18 protein-coding genes are annotated in these 16,130 nt (G+C 62.6%); 9 read left to right on the plus strand and 9 right to left on the minus strand.

From position 1 onward, the window contains the following. Position 1 precedes the first annotated feature (1 nt). Positions 2–262: a type II toxin-antitoxin system Phd/YefM family antitoxin gene (locus WA302_RS03540; protein WP_016928576.1), complete on the minus strand. Its 261-nt coding sequence runs from the start codon at positions 260–262 to the stop codon at positions 2–4. A 68-nt stretch (positions 263–330) separates the two neighbouring features. Then, positions 331–1,566, minus strand: a complete 1,236-nt coding sequence (locus tag WA302_RS03545) for an FAD-dependent oxidoreductase (RefSeq protein ID WP_336062922.1) — start codon at positions 1,564–1,566, stop codon at positions 331–333. A gap of 280 nt (positions 1,567–1,846) precedes the next feature. Here WA302_RS03545 and WA302_RS03550 point away from each other — a divergent pair, with 280 nt between their 5' ends. After that, the gene (locus WA302_RS03550; protein ID WP_025302028.1) at positions 1,847–2,716 is read left to right on the plus strand and encodes a LysR substrate-binding domain-containing protein; all 870 of its coding nucleotides are present in this window, start codon (positions 1,847–1,849) and stop codon (positions 2,714–2,716) included. Here WA302_RS03550 and sseA read toward each other — a convergent pair. After that, positions 2,713–3,558: a 3-mercaptopyruvate sulfurtransferase gene (gene sseA / locus WA302_RS03555; RefSeq protein WP_319869008.1), complete on the minus strand. Its 846-nt coding sequence runs from the start codon at positions 3,556–3,558 to the stop codon at positions 2,713–2,715. The genes WA302_RS03550 and sseA overlap by 4 nt on opposite strands. Positions 3,559–3,664: 106 nt before the next feature. Between sseA and WA302_RS03560 the strand changes: the two genes are divergently transcribed. Further along, positions 3,665–4,090, plus strand: coding sequence for an NUDIX hydrolase (locus WA302_RS03560; protein ID WP_164099763.1), 426 nt, complete (start codon positions 3,665–3,667; stop codon positions 4,088–4,090). A 7-nt stretch (positions 4,091–4,097) separates the two neighbouring features. Here WA302_RS03560 and WA302_RS03565 read toward each other — a convergent pair whose 3' ends face one another. The 3 genes from WA302_RS03565 to WA302_RS03575 all read right to left on the minus strand — a co-directional run bounded on the left by WA302_RS03565 (position 4,098) and on the right by WA302_RS03575 (position 7,303). Next, positions 4,098–4,763, minus strand: coding sequence for an epimerase (locus tag WA302_RS03565; RefSeq protein WP_060447572.1), 666 nt, complete (start codon positions 4,761–4,763; stop codon positions 4,098–4,100). Then, complete coding sequence (locus WA302_RS03570) at positions 4,760–5,785, minus strand: AraC family transcriptional regulator (RefSeq protein ID WP_025302032.1); 1,026 nt, start codon at positions 5,783–5,785, stop codon at positions 4,760–4,762. Before WA302_RS03570 ends, WA302_RS03565 begins: the two co-directional genes overlap by 4 nt. Before the next feature lie 81 nt (positions 5,786–5,866). Then, positions 5,867–7,303, minus strand: coding sequence for an aminotransferase-like domain-containing protein (locus tag WA302_RS03575; protein WP_025302033.1), 1,437 nt, complete (start codon positions 7,301–7,303; stop codon positions 5,867–5,869). 180 nt (positions 7,304–7,483) lie between these two features. Here WA302_RS03575 and WA302_RS03580 point away from each other — a divergent pair, with 180 nt between their 5' ends. The 3 genes from WA302_RS03580 to WA302_RS03590 all read left to right on the plus strand — a co-directional run bounded on the left by WA302_RS03580 (position 7,484) and on the right by WA302_RS03590 (position 9,664). Continuing rightward, on the plus strand, positions 7,484–7,666 hold the full coding sequence (locus WA302_RS03580) for a DUF1127 domain-containing protein (protein ID WP_016928567.1): 183 nt from the start codon (positions 7,484–7,486) through the stop codon (positions 7,664–7,666). Between the two features lie 15 nt (positions 7,667–7,681). Then, positions 7,682–8,305 carry a glutathione S-transferase family protein gene (locus WA302_RS03585; protein ID WP_261456156.1) on the plus strand — a complete coding sequence of 208 codons (624 nt, stop codon included), beginning with the start codon at positions 7,682–7,684 and terminating at the stop codon, positions 8,303–8,305. A gap of 228 nt (positions 8,306–8,533) precedes the next feature. Next, positions 8,534–9,664 carry a Gfo/Idh/MocA family protein gene (locus WA302_RS03590; protein WP_336063439.1) on the plus strand — a complete coding sequence of 377 codons (1,131 nt, stop codon included), beginning with the start codon at positions 8,534–8,536 and terminating at the stop codon, positions 9,662–9,664. A 101-nt stretch (positions 9,665–9,765) separates the two neighbouring features. On the opposite strand, the gene WA302_RS03595 is transcribed toward WA302_RS03590, so the two are convergent. Genes WA302_RS03595 through WA302_RS03605 form a run of 3 tightly spaced genes read right to left on the minus strand, consistent with a single transcriptional unit; the run spans position 9,766 to position 12,897 of the window. Continuing rightward, positions 9,766–11,637: an amidohydrolase gene (locus WA302_RS03595; protein WP_049203907.1), complete on the minus strand. Its 1,872-nt coding sequence runs from the start codon at positions 11,635–11,637 to the stop codon at positions 9,766–9,768. A gap of 21 nt (positions 11,638–11,658) precedes the next feature. After that, complete coding sequence (locus WA302_RS03600) at positions 11,659–12,204, minus strand: antibiotic biosynthesis monooxygenase (RefSeq protein WP_049203908.1); 546 nt, start codon at positions 12,202–12,204, stop codon at positions 11,659–11,661. 48 nt (positions 12,205–12,252) lie between these two features. Continuing rightward, a complete protein-coding gene (locus WA302_RS03605; RefSeq protein ID WP_004939390.1) occupies positions 12,253–12,897 on the minus strand; it encodes a hydrolase in 645 nt (214 codons plus the stop codon). A gap of 140 nt (positions 12,898–13,037) precedes the next feature. On the opposite strand from WA302_RS03605, the gene WA302_RS03610 reads away from it, so the two are divergent. The 4 genes from WA302_RS03610 to WA302_RS03625 all read left to right on the plus strand — a co-directional run bounded on the left by WA302_RS03610 (position 13,038) and on the right by WA302_RS03625 (position 16,103). Next, positions 13,038–13,949 (plus strand): LysR substrate-binding domain-containing protein, encoded by a 912-nt coding sequence (locus tag WA302_RS03610; protein ID WP_025302038.1) that lies wholly within the window; start codon positions 13,038–13,040, stop codon positions 13,947–13,949. A gap of 41 nt (positions 13,950–13,990) precedes the next feature. Beyond that, a complete protein-coding gene (locus tag WA302_RS03615) occupies positions 13,991–14,365 on the plus strand; it encodes a cell envelope integrity protein TolA (RefSeq protein WP_261456158.1) in 375 nt (124 codons plus the stop codon). Positions 14,366–14,505: 140 nt separating this feature from the next. Continuing rightward, positions 14,506–14,982: an OsmC family protein gene (locus tag WA302_RS03620; protein ID WP_049295238.1), complete on the plus strand. Its 477-nt coding sequence runs from the start codon at positions 14,506–14,508 to the stop codon at positions 14,980–14,982. 89 nt (positions 14,983–15,071) lie between these two features. Then, complete coding sequence (locus tag WA302_RS03625; protein WP_261456159.1) at positions 15,072–16,103, plus strand: fatty acid desaturase; 1,032 nt, start codon at positions 15,072–15,074, stop codon at positions 16,101–16,103. The last annotated feature ends 27 nt before the right edge of the window (positions 16,104–16,130 follow it).

The following is a 16,130-nucleotide window of genomic DNA, read 5'->3' on the forward strand; positions in this document are numbered from 1 at the left end:
CTCAGTCTGTTTCATCGGTGAGCAGACGGTTGAAGAAGGCATCGCCGTCTACCGCTTTACCGGCGTCTTCCTCGGCGGTAGCCTGCGCGATTTTTTGCTGCAGTGCGCTTAATTTGAGATCTTCCAGCGCCTGGTAATCTTCTACAGACATGACGACGGCGACCGGTTTGCCGTTGCGATTGATTTGCACCGGTTCACGCTGCGCCTTGAGCAGCAAATCGCCGAATTGGGTTTTGGCCTCGTTCGCGGTGAGTGCGTACATTTAATCGCTCCAGTTAATTAAATCGTTCGATTTAACCATTATACGGCGCGATGAAAAAATCACCAATGCTATTCCGGCGGGCAGGTTTCATTGGACAGATGCCGCGGTGTTTCACGGCGAAAACCCAGGCCGATGATGCGGCCGAACAGGCGCGGCAGCCAGCGGCTGTTGCCGACGCGGGCGATCAAGCGCGAGCCGCCCGCCGCGCGGCGTTCGCCCGGCTTGCGCTGGCTCATTTTGATCTGCAAAAACTGGATGGCGCGAGTGGGGAATTCGCGCCGGCGCTGCACGCTCAGCAGATGCTTCAGCTGCAGCCGATGCTGGCGCAGCGGCGGGATCAGGGCGTTGGCGGCGGCCACCGCGTCCTGAATCGCCAGGTTGACGCCCACACCGCCGATCGGCGACATGGCGTGCGCGGCGTCGCCGATGCACAGCACCCCCGGTTTGGCCCAGCGATCCAGACGATCGATGCGAATGCTCAGCAGTTTGACCTGATCCCACTCGACGATCTCCTGCAGGCGATCGTCCTGGAATGGCGCCACCTCGGCGAGGTGCAGTAAAAATTTCTCCAGCCCGCTGTGGCGGATCGCATCGAAGCTGCCTTTGTCGATCGAATAACCGCACTGCCAGTAGTCGCCGCGATCGATCATGATGAAGTTCTGTTTCGGCCCGGTGTGGCCCATCGACCAGGCCGGATCGCCCGGCTGCTTGCTGAGCTTCATCCACACTACGTCGCGCGGCGCGCCGAAGGATCGGCTGCTGAGCGCCGCCTGTTCGCGCACCACCGAGTTGCGGCCGTCGGTGCCGATCACCAACTGGCTGCGCACGCGGATCGGGCCTTCCGGCGTGTCGGCCAGCACGCCGCACACATGGCCGCGGTCGTACAGCAGCTGGTGAACCTGCGTTGAGGTCAGCAGCCTGAAGTTGGGGAAGGCGGCGGCCTGCTGGGCCAAAAAGTTGAGGAACTCCCACTGCGGCATAAAGGCGATAAATTTGCAGCGCGTCGGCAGGCGGGTGAAATCCGCCAGCTTGATGTCGCGCCCGGCGACTTCGGCGTGCAGAGACTCCGCACGCTGGTGCGGCAGCGTCAGCAGTTCGTCGAGCAGGCCCAGTTGGTGCATGACTTCCAGCGTCGATGGGTGAATGGTGTCACCGCGAAAATCGCGCAGGAAGTCGGCGTGCTTCTCCAGCACCGTCACGTCGATCCCCGCCCGCGCCAGCAGATAGCCGAGCATCAGCCCGGCGGGGCCGCCCCCCACGATGCAGCAGGTGGTGGCGTAAGGTGTGATCGGTGATGACGACATGGCGGTTGACCCCGGAGAGCGGCCCGCATCCCGCGAGCCGCAAGTGAATGTTTAATGTTGATAATGATTATCAATATCAAGTTTGACTGTCAACCCGCGGCGCAGTGTGGTCAAAGGGGGCGGACAGAGGGGCGTAATCGGCGGGCAGGGTGAAACGGTATTGCATCGCGAGCATAAGGATTCTCCGGAAAGACATTGACCCGGAGAGCGTGACACGCCATCTTTATCAGTAAAATCGGTATTATTTTGATTGATGGTTCAAAAAATCAGGACGGTCAGCATGGGGCGAATAACGTTCGATCTCGAGGATTTGCGCAGCTTCGTCACCGGCGTCGAGCTGGGCAGCTTCGCCAAGGCGGCTGAACGGCTGGGGCGTTCGACGTCGGCGGTCAGCGCCCACCTGAAAAAGCTGGAACAGCAGGTCGGCGCGCCGATCCTGCGCAAGGCTGGGCGCGGCATGGTGATGACCGAGGCGGGGGAAACCCTGCTCGGCTACGCGCGCCGTCTGCTGGAGCTCAATGACGAAGCCGCCGCCGCGGTGCGCGGGTTGGATCTGCAGGGCACGGTGCGGCTGGGGTTGCAGGAGGATTTCGGCGAGACGTTTCTGCCGCAGGTGTTGGGCAGCTTCGCGCGCGCCAATCCGAAGGTGCGCATCGAGGCGCGCATCGCCCGCAATGCCGAGCTGATCGACTGGGTGCTGAAAGGCCAGCTGGATCTGTCGCTGGCGTGGGATGGCGGTTTGAGCACGCCGTTTCATCAGGCGCTGGGGCAGCGGCAGCTGCACTGGATCGCCTCGCCCGGCTTCGCGCTGGCGCCGTGGCGAGAAGGGGATGAGCCCTTGCCGTTGGTGATGTTCGACGCGCCCTGTCTGATGCGCAGCGCGGCGACGCAGGCGCTGGATCGCGCCGGTATTCCCTGGCGCATCGCCTTTACCAGCCGCAGCCTGAATGGCGTTTGGGCGGCGGTGAGCGCCGGGTTGGGCGTCACGGTGCGCACGGCGGCGGGCTTACCGCCCGGCCTGTCACCGCTGGCCCCCGATCTGCTGCCCGCTCTTGGCCAACTCGGCGTGGTGCTGCACCGCGCCGAGGATCAGCCTTCGGCCGCCGTGCAGCGGCTGGCGCAGATCGTGGTCGAGCGGATCGAAACCTAATCTTGGGCGATTGGCTGCTTGCCGCTCAGCTGGCCCCATTCGCTCCAGGCACCGTCATACAGCTTGACCTGCGGCGCGCCGAGCGACAACAAGCCAAACGCCAGCACCGCCGCCGTCACGCCGGAGCCGCAGCTGGTGATGATCGGGCCGTTGATGTCCACCCCCTTGTCGCTGAAGGTTTGGCGCAGTGCCTCCAGCGATTTGAAACGGCCGTTCTCCAGCAGCTCGCCGTACGGAATGTTGATGCTGCCCGGAATGTGGCCGCGGTGCAGGCCGGGACGCGGCTCCGGCGCTTCGGCATGGAAACGCGGCGCGGCGCGCGCGTCGAGAATTTGCACCGGCGTGCCTAGCGCCTGTTCCACTTGCCGCATATCCACCACCGCGTCGGCGTTGAACCGGGCGTTGAACGTCTGCGGTTCAGGCTGCGCCGGGCCGGTTGCCAGCGCTTTGCCTTGCGCGGTCCAGCCGTTCAGCCCTTCGTCCAGTACGTAAACATGCTGAGCGCCGAAATTGCGGAAGGTCCACCAGCCGCGCGGTGCGGAGAACTGGTTGCCCTCGTCGTAAATCACCAGGGTATCGCGCTCGCTGATGCCCAGTTTGCCCACCGCCGCGCCAAACTCCGCCGCCGTCGGCAGCATGTGCGGCAGCGCGGTGTTTTTGTCCGCCACGTCGTCGATATCAAAATAGACCGCGCCGGGGATATGGCCGCGTTCGAACTCGGCAAGCATGTCCTTTTTCGGCGTTAGCCCCACCGGCGACATCCGAACGTCGATCACCACCAGATTTTCATCGTTGATATGTTGCGCAAGCCATTGGGGAGTCACCAGAAACGGAGAGTTCATCGTTATTGTTCGCCTGTTGTGAAAACGGATTTTCACTATACACCAGGCCGCGCGGGGATGAAGTATGATGTTCGGTCAAAGGCGATGGGCCGGGAGCGGAGAAATCATGACGGACGAGGCGTTTGGCGGGGCCAAGATCGCGCTGCTGTGCGACGATCGCTTGCTGGTTTACCAACGGGACGACAAGCCGGGCATTCCATGGCCCGGTCAATGGGATCTGCCTGGCGGCGGGCGGGAAAACGGCGAAACGCCGCTGCAGTGCGTGCAGCGGGAAACGCAGGAAGAGTTCGGCGTGACGATCGCGGAATGTCAGGTTGTCTGGCGGCGGCGCTACGATGGCGTTCTGCCCGGCTCCCCGCCGACCTGGTTTATGGCCGGCGAGATCGCCCCGGCGCAGATCGCCGCCATTCGCTTTGGCGACGAAGGCCAGCGCTGGCGGATGATGCCGGTGGCGCAGTTTATTGAGCATCCGCAGGGCATCGAGCATCTGCGCCGCCGGGTGGCGGCGTATTGGCGGCGGCGCGGTGGATGACGGTATTTCAGCGCGTCGCCAGTTGATTGATCTGCGGCGGCTCCAGGATGCGCAAGGCGGTTTCCCGGCGCGCCACCGCCAGCATCGCCAGCCCGATTCGTTCGGTGCTGCTCACCTGCGAGGGAAACAGCCGCAATGCGCCGAGCCACAGCGGTTTGAACAGCCGATAAATCAGATCGTATGTACGGACTTTGGAGCGAATGCCGTGCAGCGGCACAATGGCACCGGGGCGGAACATCACCGCGTGGAACGGCAGCGCCAGCAGTGCGTTTTCGGTGGCGCCCTTGACCCTGGCCCACATGCTGCGGCCGCGTTCGCTGCTGTCGGTGCCGACGCCGGAAACGTAGATGAAGACCATCGTCGGGTTCAGCGTCGCCAACGGGCGAGCCGCGGCCAGCGTCAGGTCGTAAGTTACCGAGCGATACTCGGCTTCGCTCAGGCCGGCGGACGAAATCCCCAGACAGAAGAAACAGGCGTCGTAGCCGGCGAGCTGCGGCTCCAGCGCCGACAGGTCACGCAGGTCGGGCAGGGAGAGCTGGCGCAGTTTGGCGTGGCTCTGCGCCAACGGGCGCCGGCCGATGCTGAGCACTTTGCTGACCCGCGGATCGCGCAGGCATTCTCGCAGCGCGCCCTGGCCCACCATGCCGCTGGCGCCGAAGATAATCACTTTCATGCTCTGTCCTCCCGATGGTCGGCTGCACGCTGAGTGCGCCAGCGGCTGGGCGTCAGCGCTTCCCACTGAATAAAGGCGCGGCTGAACGAGTTCAGCTCTTCGAATCCCAGCACAAAGGCGATTTCGCCCGGCTCGAGATCGGTATCCGCCAACAAGCGGCAGGCGGTACGATGGCGAGTTTTGTCCAGCAGCTGCTGGTAGCTGTAGCCGTGCCGTTGCAGACGGCGCTGCAGCGTGCGCGGGCTGAGATAGAGCTCCGCGGCCACGCTGTTGACGCTGGGGCGCTGGCCGCGCATGCTGCGGCCGAGGATCGTCATCACCTGTGTGGGCAAGTCTTGCTCGGCGCGCGCTTCGGCCAACTCGGCCTCCAGCTCCGGCAGCAGCAGCGCCAGCATGTCCTGGTCGTGGGTGATGAGCGGCTGCTGCATCAGCGCACGGTCAAATACCAACACGTCCAGCGGCGCGTCGAATCGCACCGGGCAGCCGAAGTGGCGCAGCAGCGGTGAGTGGGGATCGCGACGGCGGGTCACCTCAAGCGCCTTGGGCTGCAGCGGTAAACCGGTGCCACGGCGGCACAGGGTGGTGATAGAGGCGAACATGGTGTCTATCAGCAATTCCGGCGTATGGTCCTCGATCATCGTCCAACGCGTATGCAGCCGAACGCTGTCGCCATCTTCCTCCAGCATCAGTTCTTCCGGGCACACCAACCGTTTGTAGCGCGCGACTTTACGCAGGGCCTCGCCCATCGTGGCGGAGTGCAGTGCGGCGACTGACGCGATATCGTAATGCTCCGGCGCGACGTCGCCGCCCAGCCGCAGACCAAAGGCGGGATCGTCGCTCAGTTGGGCGAGGGCGCGCCAGACGGCGAAGAACTGGTGGGTGGTCAACCGCACTTTTACGCGCCGCTCGCTGAGCAGCCCGGCGGGCAAGCCGGCTAACTGACCGACCCGTTCGAGATCGACGCCTTGCGCCGCGAGGCGCACCGCCAACGCGTTGGAAACCGGAATTTGATCGCTGCTCATGGTTGTTGCCTGCCAGTGGTAAGAGAAGGCATTACTCTAAAACAGCCTGTCCGTGCGCCGATAATCCGATCGCGTCAAGATTTAATCCGATTGCGCCAAACTGTCGGTTGGCATCAGCGCCTGGATGGTGGCGCCGACCCGTTGTACCGCCTGTTCGATCTCCGTCGTCAGCGTCGGCGCATAGTTGATGCGCAGACAGTTGCGGTACTTGCCGGCGGCGGAAAAAATGCTGCCGACGGCGATTTGTACGCCTTGCTGCTCGAGATGGCGGTTTAGCCGCAGGGTATCGAACGCCTCGTCCAATTCGATCCACAGCATAAAACCGCCGCGCGGCCGGCTGACGCGGGTGCCGACCGGGAAGTGTTTCAGGATCAGATCGGTCATGCGATCGCGGTTCTGCTGGTAGCGGGCGCGCATGCGCCGCAGGTGCTGCAGATAGTGCCCGCTGCGGATAAATTCGGCGATCGCCAGCTGCGGCTGGGTGGCGGTGGCGCCGGAGCCGATGAACTTCATGTGTAGCACCCGCTCCAGATAGCGGCCGGGCGCGATCCAGCCCACGCGCAGCCCCGGCGCCAGCGTTTTGGAAAACGAGCTACACAGCAGCACGCGGCCGTCGTCGTCGAACGACTTGATGGTGCGCGGCCGCGGGTAGTGATAGGCGATGTCGCCGTAAACGTCATCCTCGATGATCGCCGCATCGTGGCGTTGCGCCAGCGTCAGCAGCCGCTGTTTATGGGCGTCGGGCATGATGTAGCCCAGCGGGTTGTTGCAGTTGGGCGTCAGCAGAATGGCCTTGATCGGCCACTGTTCAAGGGCCATCTCCAGCGCGGCCAGGCTGACGCCGGTGAGCGGATCGGTGGGGATTTCCAGCGCTTTGATGCCCAATCCCTTCAGCGTTTGCATGGTGCCGTGGAAGCAGGGGGAATCGACCGCCACGATGTCGCCGGGTTGGCAAACGGCGCGCAGCCCGGCGGAGATCGCTTCCTGGCAACCGGTGGTGATCAGCAACTGATCGGCACCGATATGGCAGCCGGAATCCAGCAGCAGACGAGCGACCTGTTCACGCAGCGCGGTCACGCCCTGAATGCTGTCGTAATAAAGGCTGCGCAGGTCGCCGTGGCGGGCGGCGTTGCGCAGGGCGACAATCAGCGGTTTCATCGTCGGCTCGGCGACGTCCGGCATGCCGCGCCCCAGTTGGATCAGGCCTTCGCGCGGCCGGTTGCGCACCAGCTCCAGCACCTGCTCCCATTGCGAAATGTCCACCGGCCGCTGCACCGGCGCCGTCATAGCGGGCAGCTCGGCCTGCGCGCGCCGCGTATGCACGAAGTAGCCCGACTTCGGCCGCGCTTCCACCAGGCGCTGTTCCTCGAGCAGCCGGTAGGCTTGCTGCACCGTGCTGATGCTGACGCCGTGCTCCTGGCTCAATGCGCGCACCGAAGGCAGGCGATGGCCGGCCGGATACAACCCTTGCTGAATGCGTTGGCTGAGAATGGCGGCCAGCGTGGCGTAGCGTGTCATACAGAGGCCTCTCATCGGCGGTAAGAATTAAAAAACCGGTACAGATGCTTTCAAAGTAAACCATTCAGTGGGTTTTTTGGTGCAGCTGTATGAAAAAAATAGCGCCAGCGTGAATCTGTATTGTTTTTCTCTCGGCGAGCATGATGACTGCAACGCGAAAACATCAGGGAGAATAACAAGATGGCTCTGTTTACTGGCGCGCCGCGGCGGCGCTCATTCGGTGGGTCACGCTGGCGTCTGTATCTGCAACGCTACAGGACGCGAAAAGAATTATTATTGCTGGACGATGCGCGGCTGATCGATATTGGTTTGTCGCGTGCAGAAGCGCTGCGTGAAGGATGTAAACCTTTCTGGAAAGAATAGATAAGAGGAAAACCGATGCTGAGAGTCTTGGGCAAGGCTTCATCAATCAACGTGCGCAAAGTGTTATGGACCTGTCAGGAGCTGGGGCTGACGCTGGAACGGGAAGACTGGGGCAGCGGCTTTCGCTCCACGCAGGAGCCGGCGTTTCTGGCGCTGAATCCCAACGGCCTGGTGCCGGTGCTGATTGACGGCGAGCGGGTGCTGTGGGAGTCGAACACCATTTGCCGCTATCTGGTGGGGCGGGAAGGGCGCCGCGATCTGCTGCCGCAGGAACCCGGCGCGCGCGCGGCGGTGGAGATGTGGATGGACTGGCAGGCCACCGATCTGAACGGCGCCTGGCGCTATGTGTTCATGTCGCGCGTGCGCGGGCATGCGGATTATCAGGATGCCGCCAGCCTGGCCGCCGCCGAACGCGAGTGGAATCGGCTGATGGGCTTGCTGGATGCGCATTTGGCGCAGCACGGCCCTTATGCCGCCGGCGCCACCTTCACGCTGGCGGACGTGGTGCTGGGGCTGTCGCTGAACCGCTGGCTGATGACGCCGTTCGAGCGGCCGAATTATGCGGCGCTGGCGGCCTATCAGCAGCGCCTGCTGCAACGCCCTGGCTACGTGCAACACGGTGCCAACGGTTTACCGTAATATGAAATAAATGGTTCATTTTATCCCGTCCGGATACGACCAGCCGCGTCCGGGCTTTCCTCATTGCATCATCCCGTCAACGTTTCATGAACGGCATCACGAATATGAACTTTATTTTCCCGCGTGCTTGTTATTGAAATTTATATTCCATATAAACCCGTTATCAATCGGCGCGTTTCATTGAGCCGCGCCTGGTTCTACACAGAATTTCGGTCACGGGAGAAAATGATGAAACAGGTACGCGTTGGGTTAATCGGCACCGGCTATATCGGGCGTTGTCACGCTATCGCTTATGCGCAGGCCCCCACGGTCTTTCCCCTTAAAGGGGATCTGGTGCTGGAGATGCTGGCGGAGGTGACGCCCGAGCTGGCGGCGCAGCGCGCGGCCGAATTCGGCTTTGCGCGTTCGACCGGCGACTGGCGGCAGCTGGTGGCCGATCCGGCGATCGACGTGGTGGATATCTGCGCCCCCAACTTCTTACACAAAGAGATGGCGCTGGCGGCGATCCACCACGGCAAGCACGTGTATTCGGAAAAACCGCTGGCGCTGGACGCCGCCGACGCGGCGGAGATGGTGCAGGCCGCCCGCGCCAAGGGGGTGAAAACGCTGGTGGGTTTCAACTACATGAAGAACCCGACCAGCCAGCTGGCGCGCGAGATCATCGCCAACGGCGAAATCGGCGAGGTGGTGCATTTTTACGGCACCCACAATGAGGATTATCTGGCCGACCCGCGCACGCCGATCGACTGGCACTGCCGCCGCGCCAGCGCCGGGCTGGGCGCGTTGGGGGATCTGGCGGCGCACATCGTCAACATGGCGCACTACCTGGTGGGCGATATCGTGGCGGTCTCTGGCGATATGCAGACCGTGATCAAGCAGCGCCCGGACCCGAAAGACGCGGCGCGCCTGCTGCCGGTGGAAAACGAAGATCAGGCCAGTGCACTGCTGCGTTTCGCCGGCGGGGCGATGGGCACGATCGAAACGTCGCGCATCGCCTGCGGGCGCAAGATGGGGCTGACCTATGTGGTCACCGGCACTAAAGGCACGCTGAGCTATACCCAGGAACGGATGGCGGAGCTGAAGCTGTATCGGCACGATGAACCGGTGGAGCGGCAGGGGTTCAAGACGCTGCTGGTGGGGCCGAAGCACCCGGACTATGCGGCGTTTTGCATCAGCGCCGGGCACGGCATTGGTTTTAACGATCAGAAGACGGTGGAGATCCGCGATCTGGTCAACGGCATCGCCGCGGGCGATCGCATGTGGCCGGACTTTGAAGAAGGCTGGAAGGTGTCTTGCGTGCTGGATGCGATAGCCGCCTCCGCCGAGCAGCGGCGCTGGCTGGAGATCAACCGCGATTGACAATAAAATGGCGCTCTCCGCGGACAGCGCCATTAATTTGCTACTTTACTAACTTAGTATCTTATTAAGCTAGTTACGTAATAAGTTGCTGGGCTGGCAACTTAGAACGAGAAGCACGAACAGCCGAACGCGCCCCAGAAGGCATTCTCGTCCGACACCGGGATGCTGGAGCGGCGCGCAATGTCATGCTGATGCGCGTGTACGCCGCACGGGCCGCAGCATTGGTGCGCCTGGCTCACGACCCCGACGCGAGCTGCCGCCGACGGCGGCGCGGAGCGGTAATGGCCCGGCACTTGGGTGACCGGTGACCACTCCGGCAGCACCGGCAGCGGCGGTGGCGCCAGCGGCGAGAAGCTGCCAGCGGCGTAGACCACTTTGCCATCCACCACCGTCATCACCGACTCGATGCCTTTGATCTGCTCTTCCGGCACGCTGAAATAGTCCTGCGACAGCACCGCCATATCCGCCAACTGACCGACCTTGATCTGGCCTTTCTTGCCCTGTTCGGTGGAGAACCAGGCGCTCCCTTGCGTCCACAGCATCAGCGCTGTTTCGCGATCCAGACGGGCGCTGTCGTCGTACATCGCCATGCCGCCGACGGTGCGGCCGGAGACCAGCCAGTACAGCGCCGTCCACGGGTTGTAGCTGGCGACGCGGGTGGCGTCGGTGCCCAGCCCGACCGGCAGCTCAGCCGCCAGCATTTTCGCTACCGGCGGCGTATGTTTGGTGGCTTCGATGCCGTAGCGATCGGCGAAATATTCGCCCTGGAACGCCATGCGATGCTGCACCGCAATGCCGCCGCCCAGCGCCTTGACCCGTTCGATATTGCGTTCGGTAATGGTTTCGGCGTGGTCGAATAGCCAGTGCAGCCCGTTGAACGGAATGTCGCGGTTCACCTTCTCGAACACGTCCAGCATGCGGCTGATGGACTCGTCATAGGTGGCGTGCAGGCGGAACGGCCAGCGGTGCTCGACCAAATGGCGCACCACCCGCTCCAGCTCGTCCTCGGTGCCCGGCGGCAGATCCGGGCGCGGCTGCAGGAAGTCTTCGAAGTCGGCGGCGGAAAACACCAGCATCTCGCCGGCGCCGTTGTGGCGATAGAAATCGGTGCCCTGGCCCGGCTTGAGCATGTCGGTCCACAGCTCGAAGTCTTCCAGCTCCTGCTTCGGCCGCTGGGTGAACAGGTTATAGGCGATGCGGATGGTCAGCTGCTTTTTCTCGTGCAGCTCGGCGATCACCTGATAATCCTCCGGGTAGTTCTGGAAGCCGCCGCCGGCGTCGATGGCGCTGGTGAGACCGAGGCGGTTCAGCTCACGCATAAACTGGCGGGTGGAGTTGACCTGCTGCTCCAGCGGCAGCTTCGGCCCTTTCGCCAGCGTGGCGTACAGGATCATGGCGTTGGGTTTGGCGATCAGCATGCCGGTCGGGTTGCCGTTGGCGTCGCGCTGGATCTCGCCGCCCGGCGGGTTCGGCGTGTCTTTGGTGTAGCCGACTACCTTCAGCGCCGCGCGGTTGAGCAGCGCGCGATCGTAGAGATGCAGAATAAATACCGGCGTGTCCGGCGCCGCCTGGTTGATTTCGTCCAGTGTCGGCATGCGGCGTTCGGCAAACTGGAATTCGGTCCAGCCGCCGACCACCCGCACCCATTGCGGGCTCGGCGTGCGCAGCGCCTGCTCTTTCAACATGCGCAGCGCGTCGGCCAGCGAAGGCACGCCTTCCCAGCGCAGCTCCAGGTTGTAGTTCAGGCCGCCGCGGATCAGGTGCAGGTGCGAGTCGTTCAGGCCCGGAATGGCGGTGTGGCCGTGCAGATCGATCACCTGGGTTTCCGGCCCGGCGTGCTGCATGACTTCGCCTTCGCTGCCGACCGCCAGAAACTTGCCGTCGCGGATGGCGACCGCCTGTGCGGTAGGATTTTGGCGATCGACGGTGTGAAACTTGCCGTTGGTGATGATCAATGAAGCGTGGTGGTTCATAACATTCTCCCGGCGAACCGCCTAGCGGCGGGTCAGCCATTGATGAAAAACGCGAGTCACGATGGGCATCCACAGGTACACCACCAGGGCGACCACGGTGGCGTCATTGAGAAAATGGCCGAGCAGCGTGCCGTCCAGCTGCGGCAGCGCCAGCCCCCAAAACCAGGGCACCAGATTGGTGGAAGGGAAGATCACCAGCAGGGTGATGATGAACTGCTTCCACTGGGGCGGCTGGCGCACGTTGGGGTTGGGTGGGGTAAACCAGAACTCCGCGCCGGGGCGGATCTCGATATGGTCGTTCTCCAGCAACAACGGAGTGACTTCTTCGATGTATTGCTTGCGCAGCGGCGAGTTGAGCCAGCGGTAGAGATTGTCGACATTGTCGAAGCGGACCAGCACCGTATAGGCCTGTTCGCTGTCGGATGGGCGGATGACGTTGACGCCCAGATGGCCGGTGAAGCCCGCGGCGTCCGGCATGATGCGGTTCAGCCAGGCCTCATAGGCCTGCTCGTTCCCCGGCGCCAAACGGTGGGTGATCACCAGCGTGACATGCTGCGGATGGGCCATAAAACCGACTCCTGAAAATACCCCGGCACGGGGCCGGGGCAAGGGGAATTATTTCACCGTGCGGGCCGGTGCGTGGTGCACCATGGTGTAAGCGTAGTCGACGCCCATGCCGTACGCGCCGCTGTGTTCGCGCACCAGCGCCATCACCGCGTCGTAGGTGTCTTTGCGTGCCCAGTCGCGTTGGTACTCCAGCAGCACCTGTTGCCAGGTCACCGGTACGGCGCCGGCTTGCACCATGCGATCGATCGAGCGTTCGTGCGCATCGACGGAGGTGCCGCCGGAGGTGTCGGTCACCACGTACACTTCATAGCCGGCTTCCAGCGCCATCAGCGCTGGGAAGGTCAGGCAGACTTCGGTCCACAGCGCGGAGATCACCAGCTTTTTGCGGCCAGTGGCTTCCACGGCTTTGACGAAGGCCGCGTCTTCCCAGGAGTTCATCGAGGTACGTTCAATCGGGGTGATTTCAGGGTGTACCGCCAGCAGTTCCGGCCAGATATAGCCGCTGAAGCTTTCGGTTTCGACCGAGGTGAAAAGGGTGGGGACGTTGAAAATCTTGCCTGCCTTCGCCAAACCAACAACGTTGTTTTTCAGTTGCTGACGATCAATATTAGCCACGCCGAAGGCCATTTGTGGTTGATGATCGATAAAAATCAGTGCGGAATTGTCTTTATCAAGCAGTTGAAACTTGGACATAATTTACCTTCCCAGTGATATTTCGGTTGAACATCTGATGAGTGTAACGCCGATAAAACCCATGGTAGGCAGAGGGCGATTTCAAAGATACCGCAGAATTTTTGCCGACTTGTTGAGTTTTTTTATACACGGGAGAAAGCATGAGATTAAACCTGGAAGCGCTGCTGATTTTGGACGCGCTGGACCGGCACGGATCTTTCGCCGCCGCGGCCGCTGCACTGTTTAAAACCCCTTCGGCACTGAGCTATATGGTGCAAAAGCTCGAGAACGATCTCGACATCACCCTGCTGGACCGCTCCGGCCATCGGGCGAAGTTCACCGATACCGGCAAGCTGATGCTGGAAAAAGGGCGGGTGCTGCTGCGCGCGGCGCAGGATCTGGAACAGCAGGCGCGCTACGTGGAGAACGGCTGGGAAAGCGAGATCACGCTCGGGATCGACGCCTCCTTCCCGTTTGCCCGCCTGTTGCCGCTGATCGACGAGTTCTATCGGCAGCATCACCATACCCGGCTGCGCTTCAGCCACGAGGTGCTGGCCGGTTCCTGGGAGTCGCTGGTTTACGGCTGCGCCGACATTATCATCGGCGCCATTTGCGAGCCGCCGTCGCGGGTGGGCTATGCGTTCAGCCGCCTGGGGCAGCTGGATTACGTGTTCGCCGTCGCGCCGCAGCATCCGCTGGCGGCGCTGCCGGAACCGTTGCCGAAGGATGAGATCCGTCAGCACCGGGCGGTGGTGGTGCGCGATACCTCGCGCGTCAACGCGCCGCAGAGCCTGAACCTGCTGGAAGAACAGGATACGCTGACGGTCTTCGGCTTTGACGCCAAACTGCAGGCGCAGTTGGCCGGGCTGGGCTGTGGCTATCTGCCGCGTTCTCTGGCGGAACCTTACCTGAACAGCGGCGAACTGGTAGCGAAACGCGTTGAATCTGAGCGCTGCAGCGACGCTGCCTATTTCGGCTGGCGTGAAAGCGCCAGCGGCCTGGCGGCCAAGTGGTGGCGCGAGCGCCTGCAGCGTTACGCGGATGACGGTGAGGCTTACCCAGCGGCGCAGTAAGGGCGCTCGATAAAGATTAATCCCCAATAAGGACATCGGGAATGAAAAAGACACTAGGCCTGTTGGCGCTGTTGTTGTTGAGCGGCTGCGGCGCGGGGGCCGGCCATCAGGCCGGCACCCCGTTGCCGGGGCCGCAGGCCGAGGCGCAGACTGCGATGCCGCTCAGCTATCCGGTGCGGGTGCATAACGCGGTGAGCCGCGAGCTGCGTTTGCCGGAACACGCGCGCGGCCAACGCTGCACCATCAGCATACGGCTGCGCCCGGACGGCAAGCTGGTGAGCAGCAAGATCGTGAGGGGCGATGCGCCCCTGTGTGCGGCGGCCAGCGCGGCGGTGCAGCACGCGCAGTTTCCGCCGATGGCCAGCGCCACTGAATACGCGTTGTTCAACGCCGTGGTGCTCGATTTCGTTCCCTGAAGGGATGTGACCGACGGGCCGCCTGCGCGGCCCGTTTTTTGTCGTTTCGCCGTTTGCGTATTCACGCTTTTCCGCCAATAGTGTTCTCCGGGCATGCACCCAGACAATTTTTCATTGGCCGGCCAACGGGAGCAAAAGACATGAAAGGCGAGCATCATTATCAGGTCTCGGTGACCTGGCAGGGGAATCTGGGCGCAGGCACGGAAGATTATCGCGCTTATGGACGCGATCACCTGATCGGCGCCGTGGGCAAGGCAGATATCGCCGGCTCAGCCGATCCGGCCTTCCGCGGTGACGCGACGCGCTGGAATCCGGAGGATTTGCTGGTAGCATCGCTCAGCGCTTGCCACAAATTATGGTACCTGCATCTGTGCGCCACCTCGGGGATTTCGGTGCTGGCCTATCAGGACGATGCCGTGGGCGTGATGCGCGAAGACGCCGCGCGCGGCGGCTTTTTCACCTCGGTGACGCTGCGGCCGCAGGTCACGGTGCGCGACGGCGACGATCTGCAGCTGGCGCAACAGCTGCATGAGAAGGCGCATCACCTGTGCTTTATCGCCAACTCGGTGAATTTCCCGGTGGCGTGTGAGCCGCATGCCGCGTACGCAACCCGCTGAATTTTCACTTAGCTTTGCCATTTTCGTTATTTTGAACGCCGCAACGGCTAACGGATACTGAGAGAAAATCTCTTACCGCGAGCCGCAGCATGTCCCACGCCCACTATTTGCACCCCGAACAGCGCGAACGAATCAGGCAGCTTTATCGGCGCCGGCATTGGCGGCTGGAGCTGCCCACTTGGGGGATCATGGCGGCGGTGTACGGCGGCTGGTTCGGCGTGGCGTATTCTTGGCAGGCGCTGGGCCCGTGGCTTGGCGCACCGCTGCTGATCCTCCTGACCACCTGGTACCTGTCGTTGCAACACGAGCTGATCCACGGCCACCCGACGCGCTGGCCGCGCGTCAATCAGCTGTTCGGCCTGTTGCCGCTGGCGGTGTGGTATCCCTATGGGCTGTATCGCGATTCGCATCTGCGCCACCACCGCAACGACCACCTGACCGATCCGCACGAAGATCCCGAAAGCTACTACTTCAGCGCCGCGCAGTGGCGGCGTTATCCCCGCCTGTTGCCGCTGCTGGCCGCGGTGCGCAATACGCTGATCGGCCGGGTGCTCCTCGGCCCGGCGCTGGATATTGCCGCGACCCTGGCCGGGGCGGTGAAAGCGCTCGCCGGAGGGAAGTGGCGCGCCTGGGCGAGGTGGTTAGCGCACCTGTCGCTGTTGGTGGTACTGCTGCACTGGTTGCAGATGCAGGGGATCGGCACGGCGTTTTACCTGTTGGCCATCAGCTATCCGGCGTTGGCGCTGACCAAGGTGAGATCGTTTTTTGAGCATCGCGCCGTGGACGCACCGCAGGCACGTTCTATTATTAATGAGGCGGGCTGGCCGTGGCGGCTGTTGTTTCTCAATTTGAACTACCATTTAGTGCATCACGATCTGCCCGGCCTGCCCTGGTATGGTTTACGCGACGTCTATCTGGCGGAGCGCGAGGCGTATCAGCGGCGCAGTCAGGGATTTGTCACGCAAGGCTACGGCGAGTGGCTGCGCGATTACGCCCTGACGCCGATCGACGTTGGCGTGCATCCGTTGCACGCCGATGAACCGCAGGGGGAAGGCGATGCCCTGCCGACGGAAAAATTTATTGCGCGCTGGAAGCGCGTTTCTCAGGATTTTCCAACCTAACTGGCCCATGAGCCGGAAAACGTATAA

The sequence above is a fragment of the Serratia sp. 201 genome (genome assembly GCF_037027545.1).
Lineage (GTDB): Bacteria > Pseudomonadota > Gammaproteobacteria > Enterobacterales > Enterobacteriaceae > Serratia > Serratia bockelmannii.